Below are 12,141 nucleotides of genomic sequence, written 5' to 3'. Positions count from 1 at the left end.
CACCTCCGTCCCCTCACTGCCCGTGCAGTGCCCACTTGCTGCCGTCCACCCGTGCCGTGCCGGGCAGCGCGATCAGTTCGGGCTTGAAGAGGGGCTTCGTGTCCATCGCCGGCTCCCAAGTCGCCAGCTTCTCGTCCTGCGGGACCTCTATCCGCCGGTCGGCGGCGAGGTCGGCGACCACCTTCACCAGCAGCCGCACCCCCAGCGGGGCCAGGTGCTCGCGCCACAGGCTCTGCGGGGTCGAGCCCGGCGGCACGAGCAGGTGCTCCTGGGCGGCGAGCGGACCGGCGTCGGTGCGCTCGGTGAGGTGGTAGACGCTCCCGCCCGTCACCTTGTCCCCGTCGCGGATCGTCCACCGGATGGCGTCCCGGCCCCGGTGCAGCGGCAGCAGGCTGGGGTGGTAGCCGATGGTGGCCACGGAGGCCTTGGCGCGCGTCCGGCGGCCGAGGAACGCGTGGGAGTGCGCGGCGACGATGATGTCCACCCCGTCCGGGATGTGCATCGCGCGCAGCTCGGCCGAGTCCGTCCACGGGATGCTCCTCGGGAACGCCCAGGCGCGCAGCCGGTCCCAGCACATCGCGTTGCTCTCGTCCGACTGCCCCTTGCGCAGCCGGGGTGAGGCCGCGCCCACCATCTTGTGGCCTTCGTCCAACAGGGCGTCCGCGACCTGCACCGCGAAGGCCCCCTGTCCCGAGATGTAGATGTTCACTCGTGCTCCCGGCTTGCCGTCAACGCGGTGAAGTGCTGCTCGACGTGGTCGAGGGCGCCCTCGCGGTCCGGGCAGGAGTGGACGACCCGCCAGCCCTCGGGCACCTCCAGGTGCGGCCGCCACAGCGCGTACTGCTCGTCGGCGTTGACCACCACCAGCCAGTCGCCGTCGCCACCTTCGAAGGGGTTGCCGCTCATCAGTCGACCTCTTTCAGTCCGGAGTGATCGGGCAGGAACCGCACCGGCATCGTGGAGAACCCGGTCAGGAAGTTGGACCGGATGGGCTGCGGCTCCTCGGTCTGCTCGAACCCGGTGGTGAAGTCCCGCAGTGCCATGAGCAGTTCGGCGATCTCCACCTTCGCCAGGTACGAGCCGACGCAGAAGTGCGGGCCGTAGCCGAAGGCCATGTGCTTGTTGGGGGTCCGGCCGAGGTCGAACACCTCCGGCCGGTCGAAGGTCCGCTCGTCCCGGTTGCCCGAGGCGTGCCACAGCGTGACGATGTCGTTCGGCCGCAGCCGCACACCGTGCAGTTCGGTCTCCCGCACGACGGTGCGCCCGAAGTGCATCGTGGGCGAGGCCCAGCGCAGCACCTCGTCCACGGCCGTGTCGGTCTTGACCTCGCCGTTCTTGAGCCGACGCCACTGGTCGGGCCGGGCCGCGAGGGTGCGCACACAGTCGATCATCGTGAGCCGGCTGGTCTCGTCGCCGCCGATGATGAGGCTGTAGCAGTTGAGCACCACGTCCTCGTCGGAGAGCGGCACCCCGTCGATGGAACTGCCGACGAGCATGCTGATGACGTCGTCGCCCGGCGACTCGCGCCGCTCCTCGACGATGTCCATGAAGTACATCAGGATCTCGTTGCGGGCCATCTCGGAGTCGACCTCGTCGACGTCCTCGTCGTCGGTCGACAGCGCGGTCTTGGTGAGCGAGAGCAGGAACTCCCGGTCCTGCTCGGGCACGCCGAGCAGGTTCGAGATCGTCGTCATCGGGATACGGCTGGCGATCTGCTCGGCGAAGTCGCAGGAGCCGGCCTCGACCGCCTCCCGGATCCACTGCCGGGTGTTGACCCGCACCGTCGCCGCGACCGCGTTCAGGACCCTAGGCGAGAGCACCCGCTGAAGGATCTTGCGCAACTCGTGGTGCCGGTGTCCGTCGGTGACGGCCAGCATCCGGCCGGCGCCGGCGTCACCGCCGCCCAGCAGCGTGACGAGGACATTGCCGCGCTCCGACGTGAAGTTCACGTTGTCCCGGTAGGTGGCCATGATGTCGTCGTAACGGGAGAGGACCCAAAATCCGCGGCGGCCGTCGGTCGGCGGGTTCCAGTACACCGGCGCGGTGTCCCGCAGGGTGCGCCAGAACGGGTCGAGGTCGTGCTCCGCGAACGTGTTCGGGTCGCCCAGGTCCAGGGTGTCCAGTGCGGGAGTGCTCACGGTCACCAGTCCGTGCGCCAGAACCGGCGCGGCTGGAAGGGATAGGTGGGCAGCGGCACCCGGTGGCTGGCCTCGCCCCGGTGCAGGGAGGCGAAGTCCACCTGCTGACCGTTCACCCAGGCGGCGGCCAGGTCCGACAGCGCCTGCGCGTCCGTGCCGGCCGGCACGATCCCCTCGTCCCCGCGGCGGAAGGCGTCCACGTCCACCCGCGGCGCGGCGGCCGTCTCGGTGGCCAGGCCCCGGGGGGCGTCGGCGGACAGCGCCGCGATCAGCTCCTCGCGGCTGCGGACGACGGCCGCCCAGCGGCGGGCCATCACCTTGCGGCCCATATTGAGGCTGAAGCAGACGTCGTCGAGACGCAGCTCAGGATCGGCCTCCAGCCAGTCCTTCAGCCGTGCGCGCTGACGGGCCAGCGCCTCGTCGTCCAGGGCCGACAGGGTGGCCAGGCGTGGCCTGCCCGCCGCCTCGGGCTCCCGCCCGGGGAGGGTCGGCGCCTCTTCGAGGACCAGGTGGGCGTTGTAACCGCCGCCGCCGATCGAGGTGATGCCCGCGCGGCGGACGCCGGCGTCCGTGGCCCAGTCCGCCGTCTCCACCTGCGGCACGAACGGCGTGCTCGGCAGGTCGAGGTCCTCGTTGACCTCCGTCAGGTTGATCGTCGCGGGCAGCGTCTTGTGGTGCAGGGCCAGCGCGGCCTTCATCGCGCCGAAGCCGCCGGAGACCACGCCGCCGTGGCCCACGTTGCCCTTGACGCCGCCGATCGAGGTGGTGCCGGTCTGCTTGCCGAACGCCATGCTCGCCGCGTGCACCTCCAGCTCGTCGGTCATCGGCATGCCGAGACCGTTGGCCTCGTACATGGACACGGTGTCGGGGGTGACGCCGCCGACCTCCATGGCGTTGGCGATGCACGCGCTCAGCCGCTCGGGCTGCGCCAGGCCGTAGGCCATCGCGCTGACGCCGTTGTTGTTGACGGCCGAGCCCTTGACCACGGCGTAGATGTGGTCGCGGTCGGCGACGGCCTGGCCCACCGGCTTGAGCAGCACGGTGACGACACCGCTGGAGAGCGCGGTGCCGGTGCCGTTGGCGTCGAACGGGCGGCAGTGGCCGTCCTTGGACAGGATGCGGTTCTCCTCCCACAGGTGACCGCGCGGGTGCGGCAGGCGCACCATCGAACCGCCGGCTATCGCCATGTCGGTCTGGCCGAGCAGCAGCGACTGGCAGGCCAGGTGCACCGCGTAGTGGAAGCCGGCGCAGACCGCGGCGACGGTCACGGCCTCACCGGTGAGGCCCATGTAGTACAGGGCGTTGGACGTCATGGTGTCCGGCGACCAGGCGAGGCTCGCCTCGATCGCCTCGGGGCCGACCGACACGCGGTCCGGCGGGGAGCTGTAGAGCGCGGCGGTCTGCGGGTTGTTGGCGCCGTAGACACCGACCTCGCCGGTGACCCGGTCGGGGTCGTAGCCGCCGTCCTCCAGGGTCTCCCAGGCGCTCTCCAGGAACAGCCGGTTCTCCGGGGTCATCGCGGCGGCCATGCGGTCGCTGATGCCGAACACCGACGGGTCGAACTTGTCGTACGTGTCGAGGACGCCGCAGGCCCGTACGTAGAACGGGCTGTGGATCAGCGTCTCGTCGACGTGGATGTCGTCCTTGGCCAGGAACGACACGGACTCCCTGCCGTGGACGAGGTTGTCCCAGAACTCTTCCTTGGTGCGGGCGCCGGGGGCCCGCAGGGACATGCCGATGACGGCGACGTCACCCGGGTCGTAGTCCTGCTCGGGGCTTTCGGTCATGAGGGAACTCCTGCTTCGGGTCGGATGGGGGTGGCTCAGCTGCCGCTGGACTTGGCGCGGCCCCGCAGGGCCGCGCGGCGGGCGCCCGCGCGCAGCCGGGCGGACTGGACCACCTCGGGGGTGGCGCCGCTCTCCTCGTCGAGCCAGCGGGCGAGGGAGGAGATGTCCCGGAAGCTGAACAGGTCGGGCACGCGGACGCGGCGGTCGAAGCGCCGGGTCATCAGCCGGGCGAGGCGGACCAGCAGCAGCGAGTCGCCGCCGAGGTCGTAGAAGGCGGCGTGGACGTCGATGCCCGCCGGGTCGAGGTCGAGGAGCTGGCCCCAGATCTCCGCGAGGGCCACCTCGGTCGGGGTGCCCGCGGCCGTCAGGGGACCGGCCGTGGGGTCGGCGGCGGGCGGCTGGGGAAGCGCGTCGCGGTCGAGCTTGCCGCCGGGCCCCAGCGGCAGCGCGGGCAGGAACACCAGCGTCGCGGGGACCATGTAGTCGGGCAGCTCGACGGCGAGCCTGCCGGTGATGGCGCTCTGGAGCCCCGCGTCCAGCCTGGGGCCGTCCTCGGACGCGCCGTCGCCGGCGGGCACGACGTAGCCGATGAGCCGGTTGCCCTGGACGACGGCGGCGGCCTCGCGGACCTCCGGGCAGCCGGTCAGGCGGGCCTCGACCTCCTCCAGCTCGATGCGGTAGCCGCGCAGCTTGACCTGGTGGTCGGTGCGGCCGAGGAACTGGAGTTCGCCGTCGGCGGTGAACTTGACCAGGTCGCCGGTGCGGTACATGCGCTCACCGGCGAGGGACGGGTCCGGCACGAACCGCTCGGCCGTGGTGCGCGGCCGGTTGACGTAACCGTGCGCGAGGCCCACCCCGCCGAGGTACAGCTCACCGGACTCCCCGGCGGGCACCTCCTTCAGGTCGTCGTCCAGTACGCGGACCCGGGCGCTGTCCGTCGGCGGGCCGATCGTCGGCTCGTCGGCCGAGTCCCGCGGCACCGGGCCGAACGAGCAGAAGACGGTTCCCTCGGTGGGGCCGTAGGCGTTGAAGACCCGCTCGGCGTTGGTCTCCTGGTAGGCCCGGTCCACCAGCTTGCGGCGCAGGGCCTCGCCGCCGAACACGATCGAGCGCACGTTCGGGGGCAGGGCGCCGGCGTCCAGCAGGCTGTTCATGACCGACGGGATGACGTTGAGATGCGTGATCTTGTCGGCGTGCGGGCTCTCCGGCAGATGGACGGCGCTCTCCACGAGGACGACGGCACCGCCCCGGCACAGCGCGTTGAAGATCTCCATCACGGACATGTCGAAGCAGACCGAGGCGGCCGCCGAGACGCCGCTCAGGTCGCAGCCCTGGAGGACCCGGTCCATCTCCGCGAGCATCGCCACGCAGCCGCCGTGCCGGATGGCCACGCCCTTCGGCCTGCCCGTGGAGCCCGAGGTGTAGATGACGTACGCGGTGTCGTGGGGCACGACCGGCACCGGTGTCGCGCCCGGCTCGGTCGTCACGGTCTCGCCCAGCACGACCACGGTCGGCCCCGCCGGGCAGTTGGCCCGGGACGCGGGGGTGGTCAGCAGCAGGCGGGTCCCGCTGTCCTGGACCATGAACGTGAGCCGGTCGGCCGGGTAGTTCGGGTCCAGTGGCACGTAGCAGGAACCGGAGCGCAGCGCGGCCAGGAGGGCGACGAGCAGGTCGGGCGTGCGCTCGACGCAGACGCCGACCGGGACACCGGGACCGGCGCCGTCGGCCACCAGCCGCTCGGCCAGCACGCGGGAGCGCTCGTTCAGCTCGCCGTAGGTCAGGACGCCGGCGTCGGAGTAGACGGCGGGCGCGTCGGGGTTCTTGACGGCTTGTTCGATGAACTCGGAGTGCAGGGTCTCGGTCACTTGTCCGTCTCCTCGGGGCGGCCGCTCGGCGCGATGCCTTCGAGTGCCAGGTCGGGTTGGGCGATCGATTCGAAGAGCACGGTGCGGTAGAGCGCGAGCAGTGCCGTCACGGTCTCCCTTTCCAGATAGCTCGGTTTGTACTGGACGTGGCCGGCCACCTCGCCGTCGATGTCGGCCATCGAGATCTCCAGGTCGAACTTGGCGAGGTGCCTGCGTACCTGCAGCGGTTCCAGCGGCAGCGCGCCGTCGGGCGCGAGGGTCTCGCCGATGCCGTGGAAGAGCTTGACGGAGCGGGGGAAGGCGTCCGAGGACAGCCAGTTCACCACCACGTCGAACCACGGCGAGCGGCCCTCGGCCCGCGGCGGCTTCAGGGCGGACGCCAACAGGTCGAGCGGATAGTTCATGTGCTCCAGCAGGCCGAGCGAGAAGGCGTGGACCTCGCTCAGCAGCTCCCGGAAACTGCGGTCGCCGGCCGGCCGCGCCCGTACCAGCACGGTGTTCAGGTAGTAGCCGATGGCCGACTCCCAGCCGGGCTCGCCGCGCTGGGCGATGGCGGTGGCCAGGACGGAGTCCTCGACCCCGGCCGCGCGGTTCAGGGTGGCGAAGAAGCCCGCCAGGACGACGGTGCTGACCGACACCCCCTCACGGACCGCGAACTCCCGCAGCAGCCTGCTCTCCTCCGCGCTCCAGCGGAAGGTTAGGTCACGGCCGTCGTAGGTGACGCCCGGCGGGCGCTCCTTGGTGGACAGGTCCAGGTGGGCGGGCGGGTCGGCCAGCTTCTGCGACCACCAGTCCAGCGCCGCGTCGGCCGCGGGCCCCGCCAGCCACTCCCGCTCCCACTCGACGAACTCCGTGTACGGGGCGACCGGTTCGCGCGTGGCGGGGTCGGCGCCTTCGTAGAACTCCTGGAGTTCGCGGATCATCACGTCGGCCGAGGCCGCGTCCGACGCGATGTGGTGCACGAGCAGCAGCAGGTAGTGGTCCTCGGGCCCGCGCGTCATCAGCACCACGCGCACCAGCGGCCCGTTGTCCAGGTCCATCGGCAGGTGCCCGATCGCGGCCAGCGCCTCGCGGGCCTGCTCGTCGTCCAGGCCGGTGGTGTCCTCGACGACGAACTCGTACTCCGGCTCGTCCAGGATGACCTGGTGCGGGCTGCCGCCGGCCTCCACGAAGAGCGTGCGCAGCGCGGGGTGCCGCTCCATCACCGCCCGGACGGCGCCTTCGAGGGCCTTCTCGTCCACGGCGGCCCGGATCCGGGCGGCCACCATGAAGTTGTACGGCACGGCGTCCGGCGAGACCTGCTGCATGAACCACAGCGAGGCCTGGCCGTGCGACACCGGCGCCAGGGTGAACCCGAGGCCGTCGGCGCGCAGCTGGTCGAGTGCCGGGTCGTCGGTCGGGTCGAGGAGACCGCGCGCGGCCAGCTCCTCGACCAGCTCCTCGGCGTCCAGCTCGGACAGGTCGTCGAGGAACGTCCGCGCGGGCCGGGCGGGCGCCGGGGCGGGCGCGGCTACGGGTACGGGTGTCGCCGCGGGGGCGGGCGCCGCCGGTACCGCCGCGGGCGCCGGCGCCGTCCCGCCGATGGTCTCCACGACGTGGGCGACGACCTCCGCGATGGTCCGCCCGTCCAGGAACACCACCGGCGACACCCGGTGCCCGAACAGCGACTGCAACCTGTTGACCAGGCGGATCGCCAGCATCGAGTCGAGGCCGAAGTCCCGCAGACTGGCCCCTTCGTCGAATTTGCTCGCCGGTACGCCGAGGGCGTCGGCGATCTCACCGAGGACGACGTCCTGGGGCGCCCTGTCGTCCACGGCCGGGGCGGCGGGCTCGGCCACCGGCACCGCGGCCGGGACCACCGCTGCCGGCGCCGTCACGGTCGCGGTCGCGCCCTGCGCCGCCGACTGGGTGACCGGCGCCGACACCGACTGGGGGCGCAGTGTCGTGTCGATCCAGTAGCGGTCCTTCTGCCACTGCACGAGCGGGGTCTCCACGACCTGGACGTCGTCGGAGAACAGCGGGTCGAAGGTCAGCGGGATGCCCCGGACGTACAGCGACGCGACGGCCCCCAGCAGGCAGCGGACGTCGCTCTCGCCCCGCCGCAGCGAGTTGACGGCGTGCACCTGGGCGCCCCGGGTCAGCGCGATCTCCTCGACCGCGCCGCGCAGCGTCTCGTGCGGGCCGATCTCGATGAAGGTGCCGATGCCCTCGTCCACCAGCGCGCCGATCGTCTCGGCGAACCGGACCTGGTTGCGCAGGTTGTGCACCCAGTAGTCGACGTCGGCGACCGGGTCCACGGTGTCGGCCAGGGCGGTGGAGCGGAACGGGATGGTGTGCGGCAACGGCGTGATGCCGTCGATGCGTTCGCGCAGCGGCTCGATCAGCGGGTCCATGCCGGGGCTGTGCACCGGCCGCTCGACCCGGATGCGGCGGGTGGAGATCCCGTCCCGCTTCAGGTCGGCCTCCAGGGCGTCGATGGCCTCGGGCGAGCCCGACACGGCCGCGCTGGTGGGGCTGTTCACCACGGCGACGGCCGCGTGCTCGGCGTACGGGGCGAGCCGTGGCACCAGCTCCGCCTCCGGCAGGTCGACCGAGATCATGGCGCCGGCGGCGGCTTTCCGTTCGAGCAGGTGCGAGCGGGCGACGACCACGCGGGCGGCGTCCTCCAGCGACAGGGCGCCGGACACACAGGCGGCCGCGACCTCGCCCAGGCTGTGCCCGACGACGGCGGCCGGCCGGATGCCGAGACCGAGCCAGACCTTCGCCAGGGAGACCTGGAGGGCGAACAGGACGGGCTGCTGGAAGTCCATCTCCTCGAACCTGGCCTCTTCGGCCGGGGCGGCGAGCTGGTCGAGCACCGAGCAGCCGCCGGCCGCGCGCACGGCGGCGTCGCAGGCCGTCATCCAGGTACGGAAACCCTCGTGGGAGCGCAGGAGTTCGCGGCCCATGCCGACCCACTGGGTGCCGCCGCCGGAGAAGACCAGCGCCACCCGCCGGTCGCGGTTGCCGGCGACCGTGCCGGTGACGACGTCGGGGTGGGGCTCCCCGGCGGCGAGCCGGGCGAGGCCGTCCAGGACGTCCTGCCGGTTGCGGGCGAACAGCGCGACGCGCTGGCCGTGGTGGGCGCGCCGGGTCGCGAGGGTGTAGGCGAGGTCGGAGACCCGCAGGCCGGGGTCCCGTTCGACGTGGTTGGACAGTTCGCGGCAGGTGTCGACCAGGGCGTCCGCCGTGCGCGCCGTGACGGGCACGAGGTGCACCCGCTCGTCGGCCGCGACCTCGCCCGGCGCGGGAGTGACGTGGCGGCCCCGGTCGCCCGCGAGGAACGGACCCGGGGTGACCGTGAGACCGGCCGTGTGGAGCGCGCCGAGCGAGCCGAGCAGGGTCGCGGCCTCGTCCGCGCCGCGGCGCAGCGAGGGCAGGGTGGTGACGGGCAGGATCTCCGCCACGGACTTGAGCAGGACGGGGTGCGGGCTGAGTTCGATCACCGCGTCGATGTCGTGGTCGCGCAGGTTCCGCAGGGCGTCGACCACCCGGATCTCCTGGCGCAGGTTGGCCGCCCAGTACTCGGGTCCCAGCTCCGCTCCGTCGACGGCCTCGCCGGTGACCGTCGAGATCATCGGGACGCGCGTGGTGCGCGGTGCGATGCCCTCCAGTTCGACCTTCAGCGGGGCGAGGACGTGGTCGACCAGCGACGAGTGCGGCGCGTGGCCCATGCGGACCCGGTGGGTGGTGACGCCCTCGTCGGTCAGCCGCTGGACGAGCCCGTCGATCTCCTCCGGGGTGCCGGTCACCAGCGTGGAGTTCAGGCCGTTGCGGCCCGCGATCGCGAGCTTGCCGCTCAGGTACGGCTCGACGGCGTCCGCGCCGGTGGTGACCACGATGCCCTCACCGCGTCCGACGGCCAGCTGCTGCAGGAGCCGGCCGTGGTGGGCGGCCAGCAGGGAGGCGTCGTCGAAGTCGAGCGCGCCGGCGATGTGGGAGGCGGCGAACTCGCCGACGCTCTGCCCCACCACGACGTCCGGCTCCACCCCGAGCGAACGCCAGGCGTCGGCCAGCGCCACCTGGATCGAGAAGAGCAGCGGCTGGAAGACGTCCATGTCGTCGATGCGGCCGTCGGGCGCCAGCAGCTGGTCGACGAGCGAGAAGCCCAGCAGCTCCCGCATCCGCTGGTCGGAGCGCATCATGGAGCGCCGGAACACGGGCATGCCGGCGAGCAGTTGCCTGCCCATGCCCACCCATTGGGAGCCGTTGCCCGAGAACAGGAACGCCACCCGCGGCCGGCGCCCGCTCGCCTCACCGACGCTCAGCCCGTCGGCCTTCGCGCCGGCGGCGAAGGCGTCCAGCTTTGCCCTCAGTTCGCTCATGTCGCGGGCGGTGGCCGCGAGCCGGAACGCGCCGTCGCCGGGGGACCGGCGGCAGACCGCCCGCAGGTCGCTCTCCTCGCGCAGCGCCGAGGCCCGCTGGGCCAGCGCTTCGAGGGAGTCCTCGCCCAGCAGGACGAGCGAGCTCTCGGGCCGCGGCAGTTCCTCGACGGCGACGTGGCAGATCGCGCCGCCGAAACCGAACGAACTGACGCCGCCGCGGCGGGCGTCGGACCGCCGGGGCCAGGGCGTGAGCCGGTCCTGGACGGTGAGGTTGTACTCGTCGAACATGATCTGCGGGTTCGGGGTGGCGTAGTGCAGGCTCGGCGGCAGCACCCCGTTGCGGATCGACAGGGCGAGCTTGACCAGGCCGACGATGCCGGCCGCCGCCTCCAGGTGCCCGACGTTGGACTTGACGGAGCCGAGCCGCAGCGGCTCCGCCCGGTCGCCGCCGAGGACCGCGCCGATGGCGTTGACCTCGATCGGGTCGCCGAGGGGTGTCGCGGAGCCGTGGCACTCGATGTAGTCCACGAGGGACGGCGCGATGCCGGCCCGCCGATAGGCGTTGCGCAGCATCAGCTCCTGCGCCTGGGGGTTCGGCGCGGTCATGCCGTTGCTCAGACCGTCGTTCTGGGACGAGCTGCCCTTGATCAGGCAGTACACCGGCAGGTCGCGTTCGAGGGCGACGCTCAGCGGGGCGAGTACGACGACACCGGCGCCCTCACCGCGTACGTAGCCGTTGGCGCGGGCGTCGAAGGACTTGCAGCGGCCGTCGGGGGCGAGCGCGCCCATGGCGTCCATGGCGGTGTAGTAGTCCGAGACGAAGCTCAGGTTGACGCCGCCGGCCAGCACCAGCTCGCTCTCGCCCAGCCACAGCGACTGGCAGCCCGCGTGCACCGAGACCAGCGATCCGGCGCAGGCCGCGTCGATGGTCATGCTGGGCCCCTGGAGGCCGAGGACGTAGGAGACGCGGTTGGCGATGATGCCGTCGTGCATGCCGGTCGCGGTGTGCGGGGTGATCTGGACGTCGGGGCCCCGGTAGTGCGCCAACGCGGCGTAGTCGCCCCAGCAGGAGGCCATGAACACGCCGGTCTCGGTGCCCACGAGACTGTCCGGCGCGACACCCGCGTCCTCCAGTGCCTCCCAGGCCAGTTCCAGGATCAGCCGCTGCTGCGGGTCCATCTGGACGGCTTCGCGGGGCGAGATGCCGAAGAACAGCGGGTCGAACTGGTCGATGCCGTCGATGAAGCCGCCCCAGCGCACCGTGTCGCCCAGCAGCTCGCGCCGCGCGGCCGGCACGGGACCCACGGCGTCGCCGCCCTCGGTCAGCAACTGCCAGAACGCGGCGGGGTCGGGGCCGCCGGGGAAGCGGCAGCCGATGCCGACGATCGCGATGGGCTCGTGCGAGGCCGCGCGCCGCTCCTCGCTCGGGGCGGCGGCCTGCGCGCTCCGGGGACCCGCCAGGAGTGCGCGGGCCAGCTCGTCGACCGTCGGGTACTGCCACATCCACGTGACCGGGACTTTCCAGCCGAGGAATTCGGACAACGCGGCGGCGAGTTTCGACAACTTCAGCGAGTCCAGGCCGTACTGGTGCATCGGCGCCCAGCGATCGACGGCCTCCTTGGACAAGTCCATCAGCTCAGCGACGCGAGACAGCAAAAAATCGGTAATGGCTTGAGAATCTCTTGCTGCGCGCTCTTGGGGCATTTCGGCTCCTCGGCAGGGCGGACGGAATGGACCGGCGGAGCAGGTGCCTGGATGTTTAAGGCTTCACAAACCCCGACGGTCGGAAAGAAAAAGAGTGGCGGGAATGAGGTGGCTGCGGCCTGCACACGGACGTGCGGATAGGCACGGCCGGGGCCGAGTCTCACAGGAAAGGGGCGTCAGCGCACAGGCGGTACGCGAGGCGTCCGTGTCAAGCCCGTACAGGGAGAAATGGCTGGAAGAGAACTGGTACCCGCACCGCGACCCGACCCCCGTTTTAGTCTTC

Annotated in this window: 6 protein-coding genes; all 6 read right to left on the bottom strand. The window is 71.9% G+C overall.

The genetic code is table 11. The features are described from left to right. Positions 1-13 precede the first annotated feature (13 nt). The 6 genes from ACZ5GP_RS27615 to ACZ5GP_RS27590 are packed head-to-tail and all read right to left on the bottom strand — an operon-like array spanning position 14 to position 11,858. A complete protein-coding gene (locus ACZ5GP_RS27615) occupies positions 14-709 on the bottom strand; it encodes a formyltransferase family protein (protein WP_468753384.1) in 696 nt (231 codons plus the stop codon). Beyond that, positions 706-906 (bottom strand): MbtH family protein, encoded by a 201-nt coding sequence (locus ACZ5GP_RS27610; RefSeq protein ID WP_468753383.1) that lies wholly within the window; start codon positions 904-906, stop codon positions 706-708. Before ACZ5GP_RS27610 ends, ACZ5GP_RS27615 begins: the two co-directional genes overlap by 4 nt. Continuing rightward, on the bottom strand, positions 906-2,144 hold the full coding sequence (locus ACZ5GP_RS27605) for a cytochrome P450 (RefSeq protein WP_468753382.1): 1,239 nt from the start codon (positions 2,142-2,144) through the stop codon (positions 906-908). Before ACZ5GP_RS27605 ends, ACZ5GP_RS27610 begins: the two co-directional genes overlap by 1 nt. After that, positions 2,141-3,925, bottom strand: coding sequence for a beta-ketoacyl synthase N-terminal-like domain-containing protein (locus tag ACZ5GP_RS27600; protein ID WP_468753381.1), 1,785 nt, complete (start codon positions 3,923-3,925; stop codon positions 2,141-2,143). The genes ACZ5GP_RS27605 and ACZ5GP_RS27600 overlap by 4 nt, the downstream gene beginning before the upstream one ends. Before the next feature lie 35 nt (positions 3,926-3,960). After that, entirely contained in the window at positions 3,961-5,790 is a 1,830-nt protein-coding gene (locus ACZ5GP_RS27595) for a non-ribosomal peptide synthetase (protein WP_468753380.1), read from the bottom strand. After that, positions 5,787-11,858, bottom strand: a complete 6,072-nt coding sequence (locus ACZ5GP_RS27590) for an acyltransferase domain-containing protein (RefSeq protein WP_468753379.1) — start codon at positions 11,856-11,858, stop codon at positions 5,787-5,789. The genes ACZ5GP_RS27595 and ACZ5GP_RS27590 overlap by 4 nt, the downstream gene beginning before the upstream one ends. Positions 11,859-12,141 lie beyond the last annotated feature (283 nt).

The sequence above is a fragment of the Streptomyces sp. NPDC031466 genome (genome assembly GCF_055581265.1).
This window is presented reverse-complemented; position numbering and strand designations above follow the sequence as displayed.

Coding starts and splice junctions, on each gene's coding strand:
- ACZ5GP_RS27610 (WP_468753383.1), bottom strand. CDS start 906: ATGAGCGGCAACCCCTTCGAAGGTGGCGACGGCGACTGGCTGGTGGTG.
- ACZ5GP_RS27600 (WP_468753381.1), bottom strand. CDS start 3,925: ATGACCGAAAGCCCCGAGCAGGACTACGACCCGGGTGACGTCGCCGTC.
- ACZ5GP_RS27590 (WP_468753379.1), bottom strand. CDS start 11,858: ATGCCCCAAGAGCGCGCAGCAAGAGATTCTCAAGCCATTACCGATTTT.